This is a genomic window from Acidisoma sp. 7E03 (assembly GCF_054665075.1).
The window spans coordinates 193,655-211,786 of sequence record NZ_BAAFHE010000010.1 but is presented as its reverse complement, the minus strand read 5'-3'; the positions used below and the strand labels follow the sequence as shown (position 1 = coordinate 211,786).

Genomic DNA, 18,132 nt, shown 5'->3' with positions numbered 1-18,132 from the left:
CGGCTGGACGTGTCCGAAGCCATGATCCATGTCGCCATGGGCAGCCTGCTACTGCGCCGGATCGCCCATAACTGACATTTCTCAAACGGACTCTTAGCCGTCCCGAGTTCCGCCGGCGTTCCACCGGTCTCGAAGGCGTCGATCAGGGCGGAGAGGTTGGAGGCATCCTCGGCGAGCGCATGGCAGGCGGCGGTCGCTTCTTCGACCATCGCGGCGTTTTGCTGTATCGAGCGGTCCATCTGATTGACGGCGGTATTCACTTCGGTCAATGCCGTCGATTGCTCGCCCGCGCCGGCTGCAATGTCTGAGACGGAAGAGTCGATTTCGTTGACATGGGCGATGATGCGGTCGAGCGCCTGACCGGTCTGGCCGACGAAATCGACCCCCGCCGCCACCTGCTGGGTGGAGGTGGAAATCAGCGTCTTGATTTCCTTGGCCGCGTCGGCGGAACGTTGGGCGAGCGCCCGGACTTCGGAGGCGACGACCGCGAAGCCGCGCCCAGCCTCACCGGCACGCGCCGCTTCCACGCCTGCATTCAGCGCTAGCAGATTAGTCTGGAAGGCGATCTCGTCGATCACGCCGATGATCTGGCTGATCTTGTGGGAGGAGCTTTCGATGCCATCCATGGATTTGACGGCCTCGCGCACGATGATGCCGGACTTCTCGGCCTCGACCTTGGCGCCGCTGACGATGCTGCGGGCTTGGCGCGCGCCATCGGCGGCCTTCTTCACGGTTGCGGTGATCTGGTCGAGGGCCGCGGCCGTCTGTTCCAGGCTTGCCGCCTGTTGTTCCGTTCGCCGCGACAGGTCGGAGGTCGAGCCGAGAATTTCGTTACTCGTTCGGGTCACTGCCTGAGCGCTCTCTCCGGCCTTGATGATCGCTTCCCGTAGCGCCGCTACGGCCCGATTGAAATCAACCCGCAACTGGTCGAGTTCTGGCAGCAGGGGTTTGTCGAGGTGCTGGCTCAACTTGCCATCGGCCAGTCCGGCGAGGGCCGCACCGATCCGCTCTACGCCTTCGATACGGGACGTGACGTCGAGCGCGAATTTCACGACCTTGACGATCCGGCCGTTTTCGTCGGCGATCGGATTGTAGGCGCCTTGGATCCAGATCCGCTGGCCCGTGCGGGTGACGCGACGGAACTCCCCCTGTTGGAACTTGCCTTTGCGCAGCTCGCTCCAGAAATGCAGGTACGCCGGGCTGTCAACCTCACCGGGCTCCAAGAAGATGCTGTGATGACGGCCGACGATCTCTTCGAGGGTGTAGCCGACCGATTCCAGAAAATTCTGGTTGGCGTGCCGGATCACTCCGTCCGGGGTGAATTCGATGACCGCCTGTGAGCGGGAGAAGGCGCGAATCTGATTCGAATAGTCGATGTTGAGCAATCTAAGCTCCGCATCCGACCATTCGACGAGAAAGCCGGTTGTTCGGCTGCCCGATTTCAGCGGTACTACCTGAAGATCGAAACTACGGCCACCCACGGTGATCGTCGCGAAATGCGGGTTGCCGAGCTTGCCCAGCATGGTGCGTTGATGCGCCGGATTCTTATGGAAGATATCGATGTTGCTGCCGATCAGCCTATCAACGTCGAAATGCGGCAGATCTTTCTTGATGTCCTTCTCGGCCGCCCGCAAGAAGCCGATGAGTGGCTGGTTCATATAGGTGATGCGTAATTGGGCATCAGCCAACATGACGTTGGTTCGAACGAGTTCCAGCGCAGCCAAGCGCGCCGCTCTGCCGCTTCCGTTCAGCTTCGAGACGATGCCCATCCCAGCCCCATTTCGTGCAATCCGGCAACGAAGATAGGAGGGTGGCGTTAAGCGAAGGTGAAAGTCTCCGTTCGCCTGGATTCAGGCGCCGGTCTTGGCGGCCGTTTGTCCGTTCTGCCGCCGTTGCAGCAGGAATTCGCGGCCGAGCTTCACCCGCGCCTCCCCGTCATAGGCGATGATGTCGGCGGTCGCGTAGGTCTCGTGCCAATGGTCGGGGATGAAGCTGCCGGTGCCCACCACGTCGATCGGCGCATGGGCGTCGGCCATTACCCGGCATTTGTCGACGCCGAAGCCGGAGGAGGCGACGATGCGGACGCGGTCGAAGCCGGCCTCGTCCAGCGCTTCCCGCATGCGCCAGATGGCGGCGGCCGAGACGCCGGTGCCGACCAGATGGCGCAGTTCCGCGTCCGACCGGTAGCGCCGGATGGCACCGGGGCTACGCCGCTCCAGCACGGCATAGCTCGCCGCCGGGTCGAGCCCTTCGAGGAAGCGGCCACCATGGGTGTCGAGCCGGACGGACATGCGGCCCGCCGCCGCAAGCTCCGGGAAGCGGCGGCAGACGGCGAGACCGTCCGTGATCTCGCGCCCGAAATAATCGACCAGCACGGTGAGGGAATCGCCCGGGAAGGTCTCGTGATACATCTCGGCTGCGCGGACGGTGGAGCCGGCATAGCCGATCAGGGCATGCGGCATGGTGCCGAGGCCCCGTTCCGCGCCGAAGAAATGCGCCGTTGCATCATTGGCATTGCCGATGAAGCCCTTCGCCCCTTCTCGCTGGGCGGCGCGGCTGCCCACCGCTGCGCCATAGGCCATCATCGCCTGCATCTCGGTGCCGGCGCAGTGCCGCGCCTCCATGGCCAGGAAGGTGATGTGGGGCAGGGCGATGCACATCTGATACGCATGGTGGGCCGCGACCGAGACCGACCCCACCTTCTGCAGCAGCAGGGTTTCGAGATCGGTGAGATGGACGTAGCTGCCGGTGATGTAGAGCAGTGGCTCACCGGCGCCCACCCATTCGCCTTCGGCGTGCAGCACTTCGATGTCGAAGGTGGTGCCGCGGGCGGCCGCCACCTCCGCCAGCCAGTCCAGCATCAGCTTGGGCGCCGAGATCACCGGCCGGCGCAGGAAGACCGCGTAGGTGACCGTCTTGTCGCCGAAGCGGCGGACGATCTCCTTGGTCTTGTTGAAATAGGCATCGGTGTAGGCGGCTATCGTCTCCGTCTGCACCAAATCCTGCGCGGCCAGCGTGTCCATCCCGTCGGTTCCTGCCTGTCTGGCGTTATTCGGCGGCAACCGCGGCCGAGGACGGGAGGCGGCGCGCCTTCAGTTCCTCGGCAACCAGGAAGGCGAGTTCCAGCGACTGCTCGGCATTGAGCCGCGGGTCGCAGAAGGACTCGTAGCGCCGGCCGAGATCGGCTTCGGTGAGGCGATGGGCACCGCCGACGCATTCCGTCACGTCCTGCCCGGTCATCTCGACATGGATGCCGCCCGGCCAGGTGCCTTCCGCCGCATGGGCTTCGAAGAAGCCGCGCACTTCGCTCAGGATCGAATCGAAGCGGCGGGTCTTGCGGCCATGGCTGGTCGAGATCGTGTTGCCGTGCATCGGGTCGCAGAGCCACACCACCTCGGCCCCGGCCTGGCGCACGGCGCGCAGCAGGCGGGGGAACTTGCTCTCCAGCTTTTCCGCGCCCATGCGGCTGATCAGCGTCAGACGGCCGGGCTCGTTCGCCGGGTTCAGCGCCTCGATCAGGCGCAGCAGATCCTCGGGCTCGGTCGTCGGGCCGACCTTTAGGCCGATCGGGTTCTTGATGCCGCGCATGAATTCGACATGCGCGCCATCCACCTGCCGCGTGCGATCGCCGATCCAGAGGAAATGCGCCGAACAGGCATAGGTTTCGCCGCTCGTGGAATCGACGCGGGCCAGCGCTTCCTCATAGGGCAGCAGCAGCGCCTCGTGGCTCGTGTAGAACTCCGTCTCGCGAATCTGCGGCGCCGTCTCCGCGGTCATGCCGCAGGCGCTCATGAAGCGCAGCGTCTCGTCGATGCGGTTGGCAAGGTCCTGATAGCGCGCGCCGAGCGGGCTGCGTTCGACGAAGCCGAGGTTCCAGCGATGGACGCTCTGCAGATCGGCATAGCCGCCGGTCGCGAATGCGCGCAGCAGGTTGAGCGTGCCGGCCGACTGGAAATAGCCGGTCTCCATGCGGCCCGGATCGGGCACGCGGGCTTCCGGGGTGAAGGCCGGCCCGTTGATGATGTCGCCGCGATAGCTCGGCAGGGTCTCGTCCCCCACCGTTTCCGTATCGGCGCTGCGCGGCTTGGCGAACTGGCCGGCCATGCGGCCCATCTTCACCACGGGCACGCTGCTGCCATAGGTCAGCACGACCGCCATCTGCAGCAGTACGCGGAAGGTGTCGCGAATGACGTTCGCCGTGAAGTCGTCGAAGCTCTCTGCGCAGTCACCGCCCTGCAGCACGAAGGCGCGGCCGGCCGCGACCTCGGCGAGGGACGCCTTCAGGCGCCGGGCTTCGCCGGCAAAGACGAGGGGAGGGTATCTGCGCAGGCGGCTTTCGACGGCGGCCAAGCGCTCGGGATCCGGATACGCAGGGATCTGCCGCACCGGCTTGTTGCGCCAGCTCGCCGGGCTCCACTGCTCCGAGGTCCGGTTCTCGAGGGGACGGTTGCTTCCCGTCTGGCTCATGTCTCTCTTCCTCGTCTTGGGCGGCGCCGCCTCGTCCTTGTTTGCCGGCGCCGGTCGGGCGTTCCGATCGGCATAACCGGAGCGCAGTCGGCGGTTATCGGCTGAAACGGGCCGAAAAGCTACTCGGCCGCTTCTGCGGCGCTCGCAACGCGGGTCCGCGTGCGCATCGTTACGAATTCCTCGGCGGCCGTGGGGTGAATCCCCGTCGTGCGGTCGAAATCCTGCTTCGTCGCCCCCATGCGCACGGCGATCGCGATGCCCTGCATGATCTCCGCCGCGTCCTCGCCCAGCATGTGGGCGCCCAGCACCTTCTGGCTGGCCTGGTCGACGATGAGCTTCATCAGCACGCGGCGGCCGTGGCGGCCGGTCAAGGTGTGGCGCATGGGCGTGAACCGCGTCACGTAGATGTCTATCGGCCCGCGCTGCACCGCCTCTTCCTCCGTCAGCCCCACGGTCGCGAGGGGCGGGGTGGAGAAGACGGCGGTCGGCACGTTCTCGTGGCTCGCTTCGCGGGGGCGGCCGCCAAAGAGCGTATCGGCCAGCGCATGGCCTTCGGCGATGGCGACCGGCGTCAGGTTCAGCCGGTCCGTCACGTCGCCGATGGCATAGATATGCGACACGTTGCTGCGGCTGCCGGCATCGACGGCGACTGCGCCGGCCTCGTTCAGGGCGACACCCGCGGCCTCGAGCCCCAAGCCCGCGACGTTGGGCTTCCGTCCGGTCGAGAGCACCACGTAATCGACCGCGAGTTCGGTGGTATCGGACAGATGCACGCGGCGCTGCGTGCCTGCAGCCCCATCGGCGAGGATGTGGGTCGGGATCACGCCGTGATGCAGGTGGATGCCCTGGGCGAGCAGGCTCTCCGCCAACGCCTGTCGCAGCTCGTAGTCGAAACCGCGCAGCGGCAGCGGCTGGCGATAGACGAGATGCACCTCCGAGCCGAGGCCCGCAAAGATGCAGGCGAATTCGACCGCGCTATAGCCGCCGCCGACGATGGCGAGCCGCGCCGGTCGCTGCGGCAGGTAGAAGAGATCATCGGTGATGCCAGCCAAGTCTGCGCCCGGGATCTCTGCCTTGTCCGGCGTGCTGCCGGTCGCGATGACGATATTGGCCGCGGTGATCCGCTGGCCGCCGACGTCGAGGGTATGCGGGTCGAGGAAGGTCGCCCGCGTCTCGAAGATGGTGGCTCCGGCATTGCCCAGCAGCGTGCGGTAGACGCCCTGCAGCCGGTCGATCTCGCGATCTTTCGCAGTGATGAAGCGGGGCCAGTCGTGCGCGCCTTTCGGAATATCCCAGCCGAAGCCGTGCGCGTCCTCCGCCCAGGTGCCGTATTCGGCCGCCTGCACCATCAGCTTCTTCGGCACGCAGCCGACGTTGACGCAGGTGCCACCCCAGAAGCGTTCTTCGGCGACGCCCACGCGGGCGCCGTGGCCCGCCGCGATACGAGCGCAGCGGGTGCCGCCCGAGCCACCGCCGATCACGAAGAGGTCGAAGTCGTAGGCCATGCCGGCGATCCCATCCGCGTGAAGAAAGTCCTCACATAGGACGGAGGACCTGTGCGATCAAACGAGGGGCAGGGGCGCGCGCGCTCTCGTACGATCCGCCATGAGGAATTGACAGGTGCGAGGCTAAATTCTACTCGTTGAGTATGTTTTATCGGCGGCCCCCTTCATGAGCGGTCTTGCGAGTGGCAAAGCCCTGACGCCGTGGCAGCGGCATGCGCTGGGTGGCCTCTCCATTCTGGTGGCCCTCGCCCTGTGGCAGGCAGCTGGCAGCTTCCACCTTGTGCCGGCCGGGCTGCTGGCCAGCCCCGCCCAGGTCGTCGCCGCCTTCGATGACATTGCCCGCCACGGCTACCGCGGCACCTCGCTTGGGCAGGATATCGCAGCGACTCTCGCCCGGGCGCTCGCGGGATTCGGGGTGGGCGCGGTCGCCGGCGTGCCGCTCGGCCTCTGGATGGGGCGAAGCCGGCTCTCTGCTGCGGCGCTCGATTGGGTCGTCCAGTTCCTGCGCCCGCTGCCGCCGCTCTCCTTTCTCGTCCTCCTCATGCTGTGGCTCGGCACGGGCGACCTCGCCAAGGTCGCGCTCCTCGCGCTCACGGCCTTTCCCATCGTGACGAGCGCCACCTATGCCGCCGTCGCCGCCGTGCCGCAGCAGAAGATCCAGGCCGCGCAATCCCTGGGTGCCAGCCGAGGCCAGATCTTTCGCCACGTCCTGTTGCCGGCCGCCTTGCCGATGATCTCGACGGGCCTGCGCGTCGCGCTTGCCGCCGCCTTCTCCACGGTCGTCGCGGCCGAACTCATGGCGGGGTCGGACGGGCTGGGCTGGATGATCTTCTCAGCCAGCCAGTTCCTGCGCAACGACGTCATCCTGCTCGGCATCATCTTGCTCGGCCTGCTCGGCATGGGCCTCAACGGTCTCCTGCTCGCGATCGACCGCAGGCTGATCCACTGGCGGGGGCAGGAATGAGCCGGCTACTGCACCGCCATCCCTGGATCGTCACTCTCGTCAGCATCATGGCCGTGCTCGGCGCCTGGGTAGGGGCGACCTATGGCGGCCTCGTCAGCGACCTGCTGCTGCCGACGCCGGACGAGCTTTGGGACGGTGCGACCGATCTCGCCCTCAATGGCTACAAGGGCTACAGCCTGGGCGCGCATATCGGCCTCAGCCTGCTGCGGGTGGGCTTGGGCTTCGGCTTCGGCACGATCGTCGGCACCTTGCTCGGCCTCGCCATGGGCATGTCCGAAGTGGTGGACGCGCTGGCGGCACCCTTCATCGAATTCCTGCGGCCCTTGCCGCAGCTCGCCTATCTCGTGCTGCTCATCATCTGGTTCGGCATCGGCGAGACGCCGAAGATCGTGCTGCTCTTTTTGGCGGCGCTGCCGGTCTCCGCCGTCGCGGCGCGGGATGGGGTGCGCAACGTCTCGGCCGAGCGCGTGAGGGCCGCCCAGTCGCTCGGCGCCAGTCGCGCGCAGATCTTTTTCCACGTCGTCCTGCCGTCGGCGCTGGGCGAAATCTTCGTCGGCGCCCGCCTCTCCGTTGGCATTGTTTATGCAACCCTCATCGCGGCGGAGATGATCGCGGGGGCCTCCGGCATTGGCTGGCTGATCCTCGATGCCGGGCGCTTCCTGCGCAGCGACTACGTCTTGGCGGGTGTTCTGCTCATCGCGGTGATGGGCATCCTCCTCGACCGCGGGCTGCTGCTGGTGCAGCGGCGCATCGTGCATTGGGCGGGCAAGTGAAACGACGCAGATCAATTCAGGAAAGGTCAGGAAACGAACATGGTTGAAACAAGTCTGGTCGGGCGGCGGGCGGTTCTGGCAGGGGCTGCGGGCCTCGCGGCAACCGCCGCGGCCGTGCCGCTGCGTCGTGCGCGCGCCGCCACCCCCACCATCAACATCGGTTATTTCGTCGAGACGAAGCCCACGATGATCGCCAAGGCGCAGGGCTGGTTCGAGGAGATGGCCGCCGCCAAGATCAATTGGGTCGAGATGGGCAGCGGCGCCCAGATCAACGCCGGCGTCGTCGGCGGCAGCATCGACATCGGCATCGGCATCGGTTCCTCGCCGACGGCGGCCGGGCTCAGCCAGGGCATTCCCTACAAAGTCATCGCCATGTTGGACAATATCGGTCCGGCCGAGGAGATGACCGTCCGCGCCTCGGCGAACATCAAGACGCCCGCCGATTTCAAGGGGAAGAAGATCGCGACGCCCTTCGGCTCCACCTCGCATTTTCGCCTCATCGGCTTCCTGCAAACCAACAATCTGTCGCTTTCCGAGGTGACGGTGCTCGACCTGCCGCCCGAGCAGATCGTCGCTGCCTGGAAGCGCGGCGACATCGACGGCGCCTATGTCTGGAGCCCGGCCAAGGCCCAGCTGCTCGCCGATGGCGGTGTGGTCTACGAGACCTATAAGGAACTCGACGCGAAGGGCTATGTCATCGCCGACCTCTTCGTTGCCCGCACCGCCTTCGCCAAGGAGCATCGCTCCGCCGTGGTCGGCATCCTGAAGGCCTATGGCAAGTCCCTCGATCTCTACCGCACCCAGCCCGACGAGGCCGCGGCGATCGTCGGCCGTGCGGCCGGCGTGAGCACCGACGTCGCCGCGGCCAATCTGAAGGAATATGATTTCGTGCCGTTGAAGGAGCAGCTGACCAGCCAGTGGCTCGGCAGCGCTGGCAAGCCCGGCGCCTTCGCGGCAGAGCTGCAGCACACGGCCGAATTCCTCGTCGGCCAGAAGAGCATCCGCCGCGCGCTGAAGCTGCCTGCCTATCAGAAGGGCATCGACACGCAGTTCCTGGAAGAGGCCATTGCCTGATCAGCCGATGACGCGTCTGGAGCAGGGGGAGGGGCAGGAGACGCCCTTCCTCTGCTTCGATCAGGTGTCCGTCACCTATGGGGCGGAGACCGCGCAGCCGACGCTCGCGCTCCGCCCGACCGATCTCAGCTTCGCCCGCGGCGACTTCGTCTGCATCGTCGGGCCGTCCGGCTGCGGCAAGACGACACTGATGCAGACGCTGGCGGGCTTCCTGAAGCCGACCAGCGGCATGGTGCGGGTGGCAGGCCAGGAGGTGACGGGGCCAGGGCCGGATCGCGGCGTGGTCTTCCAGCACGCCGCACTCTTCCCGTGGAAGACGGTGGCGGGGAATGCCGGATTCGGCCCCGCCATGCGCGGCCTGCCGAAGGCCGAGCGGCGGGCGCGCGTGGACTATTGGTTGCGCTCGGTCGGGCTATGGGATTTTCGCAATCGCTACCCCTATCAGCTCTCGGGCGGCATGCAGCAGCGCCTCGCCATCGCGCGGGCCTTGGCGAACGAGCCCGGTATTCTGCTGATGGACGAACCCTTCGGCGCGCTTGACGCGCTGACGCGGGAAAAGATGCAGGAGGAGTTGCATGCCGTGTGGAAACGCACCGGCATGACCGTGCTCTTCATCACCCACAGCGTGGACGAGGCGGTGTATCTCGGCACCGAAATCGTCGTCATGTCGCCGCGGCCGGGCCGGGTGCTGGAGCGGATTCCAGCTCCCTTCGCCCGCCTCGCCGGGGAGCGGGACATTCGCCGCATCAAGGCCGGCGCGGATTTCGTTGCGCTGCGGGAGCACGTGCTCTCCCTCATCTGGGGCGACGCGGCGTAACGCCGCGGGCGACGGCGAGACGGCGATACGTCAGTCATTTCGTCCGAGAATCCGCCGGCGGAGGCAGCCTCCGTCTCGGTTGGTTTCGCTATCCGCGACGGCCTTCTTGCCCCGATCAAGCATCTTTCGGATCGCTGCTTACGGGCACGCTGCCCAAGGCTCCCTCAGTTTTCTTCAGAAAATCGTTGACGCCTACGGGCGGATGCGAAAGAAGCCTGAGAGACGCTTTTCCTGCCTTGCGAATCGCGCGACCCGTGATCTGCAATTCTTGGTTGAGCGCTGGGAACTTTGAGAGGTTTTGATGTCGAAAGCATTTCTTGCTCAGGTCATCCAGGAATCCGCCGAGACCACGGGCGTCGCCGCAAACCGGGCGGCGACCGACGTGATGGAGGCCATCGTCAAGGAGCTGAAGAAGAACGGCCGCTTCACCCTGCCGAGCTTCGGCACCTTCATCGTCCGCAAGACCAAGGCGCGGAAGGGTCTCAACCCGCGCACCGGCGAGCAGATCAAGGTGAAGGCGGGCAAGACCGTGCGCTTCAAGGCCTCGCCCTCTCTCAAGAAGGTCGTCTGAAGGCCCAGGCAGGCCGCACGGCCTGCCCCTCTGCCTTCCTCTCTCCTGGATCAGCCGCCGCGTTGCGGCTTGGTCCGGGCTTCGCGGTCCTCCCGGCGCAGCTGTTCGAGCGGGCGGTCTGAAACTCTTTCGCCCCCGCCGCGCACTTCGCCTTCGGGCGTTCCCCGGCGGGTTTTGCGCTCATTCCCCGCCGCGGGTGGAGCGTCCCCGGCGCTTTCGGCCGCAGCGGGGCCGATCGGCAGATCGTCAGGCATGCTGACCTCCTGATGTGTCCGCCCCGGCAGATGGGAAGCCCCGCCCGGTCCAAAAGGGCAAAACGTCACCGCCTCCGCAATTTCCGCCGCCCCCTGTTTGCCGTTGCCGGATGTTCCGCTAGGCTACGGATGGGTGACACTTCGTCAGAAGAATGCGTTGGGGGCGGCAGAGGCGCGGGCATGGACACTGAACACGAGATCGCCTGGATCGACAGCGCGCGGGCGATCGTGGAGCCCCAGGACGGAAGCCAGCCCGTCATCGATCTGATCAATGGCGCCCAGAAGACCATCTCCCTCAAGATGTTCACCTTCACGGCGGACGACATTGCGGAGGCCTTGATCGCGGCCCAGGCCCGCGGCGTCACGGTGCGGATCATGCTCAATCCCGCTCGCTCTTCCGGCAGCCGTGCGAACGACGACATGAAGGCCCGCCTGCAGGCCGGCGGCATCAACGTCATCTGGAGCAGCCCGGCCTTCGCCGTCACCCACGAGAAGTCGATGGTGGTGGACGGCCGCGCCGCCATGATCGCCACTTACAACTTCGGCGTGAAGTATTTCACTGCGACTCGGGACTACGGCATCGTCACCGAAGACCCCGACGTCATTGCCGAAATGACCGAGTGTTTTGAGGCCGACTGGTCCCGCAAGCATTTCGTGCAGCGCCAGCGCAGCGCCCTGCTGTGGAGCAATCGGGGCTCGCGTGCCCTGATGTGCCAGTTCATCGACCTCGCCAAGCATTCGCTCGACATCCAGCATCCCAAATTCGTCGATGCCGTGGTGCTGGAGCGGATCATCCAGGCGCGCGAGCGCGGGGTGCGCGTCCGCGTGCTCTGCGGCGGCAAGCACGGCATCAGCACCTGGGACGTGCTGGATACCTTCGCCTCGCTGCGGCTGATGAAGCTGACCGGCGTCAAGATCCGCAAGCAGAAGGGCCTGCGCCTGCACGCGAAGCTGCTGATCGCCGACGGCACGCACGCTCTCGTCGGCTCCATGAACATCGACCGCAGCGCCTTCGACCTGCGGCGCGAACTCGGATGCTTCATCAATGACCAGGGGGCGGTCGACGTTCTGTCCGAAACCTTCCAGGACGATTGGCACGAGGCCAAGTCCTACGATCCGCCGGACCCGCTGACCGTGCATCTGGTGGATGAGGACGATCAGCCGCATGATTCCGAACTCGTCCACGAATGAGGCGGCGCCGGGCTCGGCCGCAGCGGTGAGCGAGATCGCCGAAGCGCCGCCGGTCCGCGCCTCCGCCTGGGAAATCGCCCGCACTTTCAATGAGATTTCGCTCTCGAGCTTCGGGGGCGGGCTCTCCGCCTGGTCACGCGAGATGGTGGTGGCCCGCAAGAAGTGGATGGACGACGCCGAATTCCTCAGTGCCATGACCGTCTGCCGCATCCTGCCCGGGGCCAACCAGGTCAATCTCGCGGTCTTCGTCGGCACCAAGCTCGGCGGCATGCGCGGCGCGGGGGCGGCCCTTGCCGGGCTGATCGCCATGCCGACCCTGCTGCTCGTCGCCATCGCCGCGCTCTACGCCGCCTTCCAGCATTCGCATGCGGTGCAGCACGTGCTGGCCGGCTTCGCCGCGGCCGCGGTCGCCATGACCTTGCAGATGGTGTGGAAGACCGGGCGCAGCACGCTGACCTCCGTCGTGCCCATCCTGCTCTTCGCCGTGACCTTCCTGCTCAATGGCGTGCTGCGCTGGCCCCTGTGGTGGACGCTCGCGGCCACCGCCCCCTTCGGCATCGCCTGGGCCTGGCGGCGCGCACACAAGAAGGCGGCCGCGACGGCCGCCAAGGCGGCATCATGACGCTTACCCTGGCACTTCAGCTCTGCTCCGTCTTCGGCATCACCTCGCTGCTCGCCTTCGGCGGCGGCAACGCGGTCATCCCGCAGTTCGAGCAGATGACGGTGCAGGTCTATCACTGGCTGACGCCGCAGCAGTTCACCGATTCCTTCGCCATCGCCCAGGCCGCGCCTGGCCCCAGCACCCTCATCGTCAGCCTGCTCGGCTACCGCGCCGGTGGCGTGTGGGGGGCCTTGATCGCAACTGCGGCGATGGTGATCCCGACCGGCCTCATCGTCTATGGCATCGCCAAGGTCTGGGACCGCGGGCATGGCGACAAGCCCGTGCGCCACGCCCTGCAGGATGGGCTGGCGCCGATCACCGTCGGCCTCATTCTCGCGGGTGGCGTCATCGTCGCGCGCCATGCCGAGTCCAACTGGGTGCAGCTCGCCATGACCCTGGTCGCGACCCTCGTGCTCTGCGCCACCAAGATCAACCCGCTGATCGTCGCGGTTTCCTGCGGCTTCGTCGGCTACGTGCTCGGCGCCTGAGCCCTCACCAGGGCACCGTCCGTCCCAGATAATCGCGGTAGACGATGCCGGGCGTGCCGCGTTGTGCGAGCAGCACGCGCACCAGACTCGGAATGCTCTCCTCGATCGCGAGCTTTCCTTCCGGGCCGCCGAGTTCGGTGCGTACCCAGCCGGGCGCCATCACCGCGATGGCGCGACGGATGGCGGATTGCCGCGCCGCGAAGCTGCGCATGAACATGTTCAGCGCCGCCTTGCTGCCCCGATAAAGCTCGCGCTGGCCGCTCTCGTTCTGGGCGATGCTGCCCTGGCCGGAGGACATCACGCCAATCAGCCCGTCCTCGGGGACCAGGGCCTGCAGCCGCTCGATCACCCGCATCGGGCTCAGCGCATTGGTGATCATGAGATCCACGAAATCCTCGGTCGATACCTGGCCGATCGTCTGGCTCGGGTCCGGATTGGTGGTGCCGGCATTGACGAAAAGGATGTCGAACCGCCGGCCCGCCAGGCTCTCTGCCAAGGCGGCAAGCTGGTCCGCGTCACGGATGTCCAGTCGTCCGATCTCGACTTCGGTGGGATGACGGGCTGCTAGATCATGCAGCGGGGTGGGCGGCGTCTCCTGCCGTACGGTGCCGAAGACGTGCCAGCCATGGCGCACGAATGCGGCGGCCATGGCATGGCCGAGGCCACGTGACGCGCCGATGAGCAGGATGGCGGGGCGGGGTGATGGGGTGTCCGCTGCGGTCATGATGCGCTCCTCTGGGGTCGTCCAGAGGTGACTCGCCCATAATGATTGCACCAGACGCGTGTGCTGCAATGAATCATTGCATGAAACGCTATGGATCGGGCGGCGGATGGCGTATCGGAAGAGGATGAGCCTTGATCTGAATCTGCTGACGGCGCTGGAGGCGCTACTCGCCGAGCGCAGTGTGACGGGAGCGGCCCGGCGCCTCGGCCTTAGTCCCTCGGCCACGAGCCGGACTCTCACGCGGCTTCGGGCGGTAACGGGGGACGGCCTCCTTGTGCAGGCGGGTCGTAGCCTGGTGCCGACGCCGCATGCCGAATGGCTGGCGACGCGGGTGCCGGAGCTGATGCGGGAAGCGCGGGCGGTGCTGGGGCCGACGCCAGGCGGCCTTGATCTCGCCCGGCTGGAGCGCCGCTTCTCCCTTCGCGCCGGGGAGGGGTTCGTCGAGCTTCTGGCGGCGCCGGTCGCGGCACGTGTCGCAGCGGCGGCGCCCCATGTGCAGCTCCGTTTCCTCCCCAAGCCCGATTGGGATGCCGAGCCCATGAGGGACGGGCGGGTCGATCTTGAAATCGGTGTGGTGAAGACGGCAGCGCCCGAAGTACGGACCCAGCTTCTGTTTCGGGATCAACTGGTCGGTATCGCCCGGCGCGGCCATCCGCTGCTGCGGGCGGCCGCGGTGACGACCGAGGCCTACGCCGCCTGCCAGCACGCCGTCGCCTCCCGCAAGGGCGAGGACCGCGAGCCGATCGACCCGATTCTGGAGGCGCGGGGCCTGAAGCGCCGCGTCACTCTGGTGCTTCCCAACTATCCCGATGCCATGCGGGTCATCGCACGGTCGGACCTGATCGGCCTCGTCCCGCGCTCCTGCCTCGGCCATGCGCTGGTGCCGGACCATGCAACGGCCCTCGGGCTTGCGAGCTTTGCGCCGCCGGTGGCGCTGCCGGCTTTCGCGATCGCCGCCCTATGGCATCCGCGGCTCGAGGCCGATCCCGCGCATCGCTGGTTGCGCGAGACGGTCGTGCGGCTCTGCCGCGAAGCCTATCCGTGAGGCAGCTAGAATCTGCCGGGATTTAATGTGTGCCCTTCTTTCGTCGTCACCCGCGGCTTCATGCCGCGGGTCTACCCGTTGCGGTTTAGCAACATTGTCGGGGCGCCCAGGCGGGTAGATGCCCGGCTCAAGGCCGGGCATGACGATTTTGGGAGGAGTTTACGCAAGATCTGAGAGACTCTAGCTCCGCACCACGACGTGGATCGCGCCCTGCCGCTCGACGACGTTGAGCGCCACCTCGTCGCCGACGCGCCGCAGATGCACCGTCACATGCGCGGGGCCGATCGCCAGGCGATGCAGCACCATCTCTTCGAGGAAGGGCGGCAGGCGGGGATTGCTGAAGACGACGGTGCGCGTCTCGGGCTCGATCGCGATGCCGAGCGAGGCTTGGAGCAGGGCGGGCAGGGCGCCGGCCGCCCAGGCCTGGGGCGAACAGGCGACGGGGTAGAACGTCGGCCCCTGCGCCCGGCGGCGCGCGAAGCCGCAGAAGAGTTCCGGCAGGCGCCGCATGTCGATGTGCAGCGCCGCCGAGAACTGGCCTTCGAAGATCTTCGCCACCGCCTCGGTATGGCCGTAGCGGGCGAGACCCATGGCGATCAGCGCATTGTCGTGCGGCCAGACGGAGCCGTTGTGATAGGCCATGGGATTGTAGCGCGCTTCGGTGCTGGCGATGGTGCGGATGCCCCAGCCTGAGAAGAAGTCGTGCCCCATGAAGCCTTCGGCCATGCGCGCGGCGCGCTCGGGCGAGACGATGCCGGCGAGCAGAAGGTGGCCGGGGTTGGAGCTTTTGACCCGGCAGGGCCGCTTCTGTCCGTCCAACGCGAGGGCATAGGTTCCGAGTTCCTCGCACCAGAAGATCTCTTCGAAGGACCGACGCAGCGCTTCCGCCTTCTGCTCCTGCTCGGCCGCAACCTCATGATGGCCGAGCCTGCGGCCGATCAGCGCCATCGCGCGGCGCGCGGCATAGACGTAGCCCTGCACTTCGCAGAGCGCGATCGGCCCTTCCGCCAGCCTGCCGTCGGCATGGAAGATGCTGTCGGCGCTGTCCTTCCAGCCTTGGTTCTGCAACCCGGCGCCCGTCGCGCGGTAGTATTCGACGAAACCGTCCCCGTCACGGTCGCCATGCTGCTCGATCCAGCTCATCGCGGCGTCGAGGTTCGGCCAGATCTGCTGCGCCGTGTTGTCGTCATGCGTGCGTTCGACATAGGCACCGGCCAGCATGATGAAGAGCGGTGTGCTGTCCACCGATCCGTAGTAGCGTCGGAAGGGCACTTCGCCGAGTTCGGCCATTTCGCCGTTGCGCATTTCGTGCACGATCTTGCCCGGCTCGGCGTCGGCCGCGGGGTCCACCGTCGTCGCCTGCGTCGCGGCCAGGAAGCGCAGCACACCGCGGGCAATCGTCGGGTCCAGCCACAGCGCCTGATAGGCGGTGATCAGGGCGTCCCGGCCGAAGACGGCGGTGAACCAGGGAATGCCGGCATAAGGGTAGAGCCCGGTCGGCTTCTCCGTGATCAGCATGTAGAGATCGGCGATGGCGCGGCGGATCGCCTCGTTGAACAGCTCGTTCGAGCTCTCCATGGCGGCGGCGCGGGCGGAGCGGGTGCGCATCCAGCGCCGCGCCTCCACGAGGGAGGCGAGGTAATTGGCCCGGACGTCCCGCGCCGGCACCGCCGGCTCCTCGCCGCAGGCGATTTCCACGTAGAGGACGTGGCGGCGCTCGGGCTGCAGCGTGACATCGAAGGTCGCGCGGCTGCCGTCCAGCGCCGTGGGCTCGGGGCTGAAGCGGAGCGCCGTGGTACGGCGCCGCCCGTCGAGCCCCCGGTAGCCGAGCGTCACCCGGTCAGCCGTGATCTCCGCCGCCTCGCGCGTGCCGTGGCGCAGGCGGGTTTCGCCGCGTACCTCGAAGAGATCGGCGAAGTCGCTGTCGAAGCCGATTTCGATCCGCAGGCGCGCTGGCGCCTGCGCGAAGCTGCGCAGCTCGATCCGCTCGAAGCAGGTGGCATTGATCATGAATCGCGTGCGGCGCACGTGGACCGAGCCGTGGTCCAGCACGACGCGGCCGTTCTGCGACAGGTCGGGGTTCGACAGGTCGCAGATCAGCGCGGTGTTGTCGTCGCGAATGGTGGAACTCAGCAACACCGGCCGGCCGCCGCCGATCGACAGATCGAAGACGGAGAGGTGGCGCGTGTCGCGGTTGTAGAGTCCTTCCGTACCGCCCTCATAGGGCAGGATATTGCCGGACAGATCGAAGACGCCGAACATGTCCGCGTTTTTCAGCGTGCGGTATTGCCGCTCCTGCAACGAGACGGTGGCGCCCACCGCCTGCGGGGGCGTGTCGGTATCCTGAACGTCGGCCATGCCTGGGGCAGTCTCCTCGTTGATCTCTCAGACAGGGCCGGAGACGCGCCCCGGCCCCGATCCATTCACCCCTCGAAGGAGGATACTTCGCGCCAGAGGTCGATGCCCCCCTCGCGCGCATACTGGTCGATCTCCGCCAATTCCGCCTCGGAGAAGGTGAGGTTCTTCGTCGCGTCCAGCGCATTGTCGAGCTGGGCGACGTTGCGCGCGCCGATCAGGGCCGAGGTCACGCCCGGCTGGCGCAGCACCCAGGCGATCGCCATCTGCGCCAGCGACTGGCCGCGCCGTTCCGCGATGCCGTTCAGCGCGCGGACATAGGTGAGGTTTTCCTCGGTGATGAGGTCCTTCGAGAAGTAGCGGTCCTCGGCGGCGCGGGTGCCCTCCTTGATTCCACCGAGATATTTGTTGGTGAGCAGGCCCTGAGCGAGCGGGGAGAAGGCGATGCAGCCGGTGCCGATCTCTTCCAGCGCCTGCAGCAGGCCGCCTTCCACCCAGCGGTTGAGCATGGAGTAGGAGGGCTGGTGGATCAGCAGCGGCACGCCGCGTTCGCGCAGCAGAGCCGAGGCCTTCTTCGTCAGCTCCGGCCCGTAGGAGGAGATGCCGACATAGAGCGCCTTGCCCTGGCGCACGAGCTGGGCGAGCGCGTCCATCGTCTCTTCCAGCGGCGTCTCGAAATCCGGCCGGTGAGAATAGAAGATGTCGACATAGTCCAGCCCCATGCGCTTGAGGCTCTGGTCGCAACTCGCGATGAGGTATTTGCGGCTGCCGCCCATGCCGTAGGGGCCGGGCCACATGTCCCAGCCGGCCTTGGAGGAGATGATCAGCTCGTCGCGATAGGCGGCGAAATCCTTCTTCAGCAGGATGCCGAAATTCTCCTCCGCCGAGCCGTAGGGCGGGCCATAGTTGTTGGCCAGGTCGAAATGGGTGACGCCGCGGTCGAAGGCGCGGCGCAGGATGGCGCGGCCGTTTTCCAGAACGTCCGTGCCGCCGAAATGGTGCCAGAGGCCCAGGGAGATCGCCGGCAGCTGGATGCCGGAGCAGCCGCAGCGGCGATAGGGAATGGCCTCATAGCGGCCGGGATCGGCAATGTAGGTCATGGTCGTTCCAATCTTGCGTCTTATCGGGTGACGTCCCGAGCCTAACCCGCGATGCCGCCCAGGGACAGGGGGCGGCGCCGCTCAGGAGCCACGTCTTGTCGGGGCCGGCCGCGCCCCATATTGCCCTTGACCGGATCGTGTTC

General features: G+C 66.7%; 17 protein-coding genes. 9 read left to right on the top strand and 8 right to left on the bottom strand.

The features are described 5' to 3' along the window. From ACYQ6W_RS16660 to gorA, 4 genes are all read right to left on the bottom strand, one after another. On the bottom strand, window positions 1-1,769 hold a 1,769-nt coding region (locus tag ACYQ6W_RS16660; protein ID WP_459676869.1), incomplete at its 3' end, for a methyl-accepting chemotaxis protein. An 81-nt stretch (window positions 1,770-1,850) separates the two neighbouring features. After that, a complete protein-coding gene (locus tag ACYQ6W_RS16655; RefSeq protein WP_459676868.1) occupies window positions 1,851-3,023 on the bottom strand; it encodes a nicotinate phosphoribosyltransferase in 1,173 nt (390 codons plus the stop codon). A 25-nt stretch (window positions 3,024-3,048) separates the two neighbouring features. After that, entirely contained in the window at window positions 3,049-4,467 is a 1,419-nt protein-coding gene (locus ACYQ6W_RS16650; RefSeq protein WP_459676867.1) for a class II 3-deoxy-7-phosphoheptulonate synthase, read from the bottom strand. 119 nt (window positions 4,468-4,586) lie between these two features. Continuing rightward, entirely contained in the window at window positions 4,587-5,972 is a 1,386-nt protein-coding gene (gorA, locus tag ACYQ6W_RS16645; protein ID WP_459676866.1) for a glutathione-disulfide reductase, read from the bottom strand. Between the two features lie 166 nt (window positions 5,973-6,138). Here gorA and ACYQ6W_RS16640 point away from each other — a divergent pair, with 166 nt between their 5' ends. The 5 genes from ACYQ6W_RS16640 (at window position 6,139) to ACYQ6W_RS16620 (ending at window position 10,171) form a co-directional block, all read left to right on the top strand. Beyond that, entirely contained in the window at window positions 6,139-6,936 is a 798-nt protein-coding gene (locus ACYQ6W_RS16640) for an ABC transporter permease (RefSeq protein WP_459676865.1), read from the top strand. Continuing rightward, the gene (locus ACYQ6W_RS16635) at window positions 6,933-7,709 is read left to right on the top strand and encodes an ABC transporter permease (protein WP_459676864.1); all 777 of its coding nucleotides are present in this window, start codon (window positions 6,933-6,935) and stop codon (window positions 7,707-7,709) included. The genes ACYQ6W_RS16640 and ACYQ6W_RS16635 overlap by 4 nt, the downstream gene beginning before the upstream one ends. Before the next feature lie 39 nt (window positions 7,710-7,748). Beyond that, on the top strand, window positions 7,749-8,783 hold the full coding sequence (locus ACYQ6W_RS16630) for a taurine ABC transporter substrate-binding protein (protein WP_459676862.1): 1,035 nt from the start codon (window positions 7,749-7,751) through the stop codon (window positions 8,781-8,783). Window positions 8,784-8,790: 7 nt separating this feature from the next. After that, window positions 8,791-9,600 carry an ABC transporter ATP-binding protein gene (locus ACYQ6W_RS16625; protein WP_459676861.1) on the top strand — a complete coding sequence of 270 codons (810 nt, stop codon included), beginning with the start codon at window positions 8,791-8,793 and terminating at the stop codon, window positions 9,598-9,600. A gap of 301 nt (window positions 9,601-9,901) precedes the next feature. Next, window positions 9,902-10,171: an HU family DNA-binding protein gene (locus ACYQ6W_RS16620; protein WP_459676860.1), complete on the top strand. Its 270-nt coding sequence runs from the start codon at window positions 9,902-9,904 to the stop codon at window positions 10,169-10,171. A 50-nt stretch (window positions 10,172-10,221) separates the two neighbouring features. Here ACYQ6W_RS16620 and ACYQ6W_RS16615 read toward each other — a convergent pair whose 3' ends face one another. After that, window positions 10,222-10,425: a hypothetical protein gene (locus ACYQ6W_RS16615; RefSeq protein ID WP_459676859.1), complete on the bottom strand. Its 204-nt coding sequence runs from the start codon at window positions 10,423-10,425 to the stop codon at window positions 10,222-10,224. A 180-nt stretch (window positions 10,426-10,605) separates the two neighbouring features. On the opposite strand from ACYQ6W_RS16615, the gene ACYQ6W_RS16610 reads away from it, so the two are divergent. The 3 genes from ACYQ6W_RS16610 to ACYQ6W_RS16600 are packed head-to-tail and all read left to right on the top strand — an operon-like array spanning window position 10,606 to window position 12,765. Then, complete coding sequence (locus ACYQ6W_RS16610) at window positions 10,606-11,616, top strand: phospholipase D-like domain-containing protein (RefSeq protein ID WP_459676858.1); 1,011 nt, start codon at window positions 10,606-10,608, stop codon at window positions 11,614-11,616. After that, window positions 11,591-12,238, top strand: coding sequence for a chromate transporter (locus ACYQ6W_RS16605; RefSeq protein ID WP_459676857.1), 648 nt, complete (start codon window positions 11,591-11,593; stop codon window positions 12,236-12,238). Before ACYQ6W_RS16610 ends, ACYQ6W_RS16605 begins: the two co-directional genes overlap by 26 nt. Beyond that, window positions 12,235-12,765: a chromate transporter gene (locus tag ACYQ6W_RS16600; RefSeq protein ID WP_459676856.1), complete on the top strand. Its 531-nt coding sequence runs from the start codon at window positions 12,235-12,237 to the stop codon at window positions 12,763-12,765. The genes ACYQ6W_RS16605 and ACYQ6W_RS16600 overlap by 4 nt, the downstream gene beginning before the upstream one ends. Before the next feature lie 4 nt (window positions 12,766-12,769). Here ACYQ6W_RS16600 and ACYQ6W_RS16595 read toward each other — a convergent pair whose 3' ends face one another. Continuing rightward, window positions 12,770-13,489: an SDR family NAD(P)-dependent oxidoreductase gene (locus ACYQ6W_RS16595; RefSeq protein ID WP_459676855.1), complete on the bottom strand. Its 720-nt coding sequence runs from the start codon at window positions 13,487-13,489 to the stop codon at window positions 12,770-12,772. 124 nt (window positions 13,490-13,613) lie between these two features. Between ACYQ6W_RS16595 and ACYQ6W_RS16590 the strand changes: the two genes are divergently transcribed. Then, window positions 13,614-14,534, top strand: a complete 921-nt coding sequence (locus ACYQ6W_RS16590) for a LysR family transcriptional regulator (protein ID WP_459676853.1) — start codon at window positions 13,614-13,616, stop codon at window positions 14,532-14,534. A 180-nt stretch (window positions 14,535-14,714) separates the two neighbouring features. Here the strand turns inward: ACYQ6W_RS16590 and ACYQ6W_RS16585 are convergent, their stop codons facing one another. Next, on the bottom strand, window positions 14,715-16,892 hold the full coding sequence (locus tag ACYQ6W_RS16585; protein ID WP_459676852.1) for an amylo-alpha-1,6-glucosidase: 2,178 nt from the start codon (window positions 16,890-16,892) through the stop codon (window positions 14,715-14,717). A gap of 65 nt (window positions 16,893-16,957) precedes the next feature. Further along, complete coding sequence (gene mgrA, locus ACYQ6W_RS16580) at window positions 16,958-17,989, bottom strand: L-glyceraldehyde 3-phosphate reductase (protein WP_459676851.1); 1,032 nt, start codon at window positions 17,987-17,989, stop codon at window positions 16,958-16,960. Window positions 17,990-18,132: the final 143 nt, after the last annotated feature.

Coding starts and splice junctions, on each gene's coding strand:
- ACYQ6W_RS16585 (WP_459676852.1), bottom strand. CDS start 16,892: ATGGCCGACGTTCAGGATACCGACACGCCCCCGCAGGCGGTGGGCGCC.
- ACYQ6W_RS16625 (WP_459676861.1), top strand. CDS start 8,791: ATGACGCGTCTGGAGCAGGGGGAGGGGCAGGAGACGCCCTTCCTCTGC.
- ACYQ6W_RS16605 (WP_459676857.1), top strand. CDS start 11,591: ATGATTCCGAACTCGTCCACGAATGAGGCGGCGCCGGGCTCGGCCGCA.
- ACYQ6W_RS16635 (WP_459676864.1), top strand. CDS start 6,933: ATGAGCCGGCTACTGCACCGCCATCCCTGGATCGTCACTCTCGTCAGC.
- ACYQ6W_RS16600 (WP_459676856.1), top strand. CDS start 12,235: ATGACGCTTACCCTGGCACTTCAGCTCTGCTCCGTCTTCGGCATCACC.
- ACYQ6W_RS16595 (WP_459676855.1), bottom strand. CDS start 13,489: ATGACCGCAGCGGACACCCCATCACCCCGCCCCGCCATCCTGCTCATC.
- mgrA (WP_459676851.1), bottom strand. CDS start 17,989: ATGACCTACATTGCCGATCCCGGCCGCTATGAGGCCATTCCCTATCGC.
- ACYQ6W_RS16650 (WP_459676867.1), bottom strand. CDS start 4,467: ATGAGCCAGACGGGAAGCAACCGTCCCCTCGAGAACCGGACCTCGGAG.
- ACYQ6W_RS16640 (WP_459676865.1), top strand. CDS start 6,139: ATGAGCGGTCTTGCGAGTGGCAAAGCCCTGACGCCGTGGCAGCGGCAT.
- ACYQ6W_RS16630 (WP_459676862.1), top strand. CDS start 7,749: ATGGTTGAAACAAGTCTGGTCGGGCGGCGGGCGGTTCTGGCAGGGGCT.
- gorA (WP_459676866.1), bottom strand. CDS start 5,972: ATGGCCTACGACTTCGACCTCTTCGTGATCGGCGGTGGCTCGGGCGGC.
- ACYQ6W_RS16590 (WP_459676853.1), top strand. CDS start 13,614: ATGAGCCTTGATCTGAATCTGCTGACGGCGCTGGAGGCGCTACTCGCC.
- ACYQ6W_RS16655 (WP_459676868.1), bottom strand. CDS start 3,023: ATGGACACGCTGGCCGCGCAGGATTTGGTGCAGACGGAGACGATAGCC.
- ACYQ6W_RS16610 (WP_459676858.1), top strand. CDS start 10,606: ATGGACACTGAACACGAGATCGCCTGGATCGACAGCGCGCGGGCGATC.
- ACYQ6W_RS16615 (WP_459676859.1), bottom strand. CDS start 10,425: ATGCCTGACGATCTGCCGATCGGCCCCGCTGCGGCCGAAAGCGCCGGG.
- ACYQ6W_RS16620 (WP_459676860.1), top strand. CDS start 9,902: ATGTCGAAAGCATTTCTTGCTCAGGTCATCCAGGAATCCGCCGAGACC.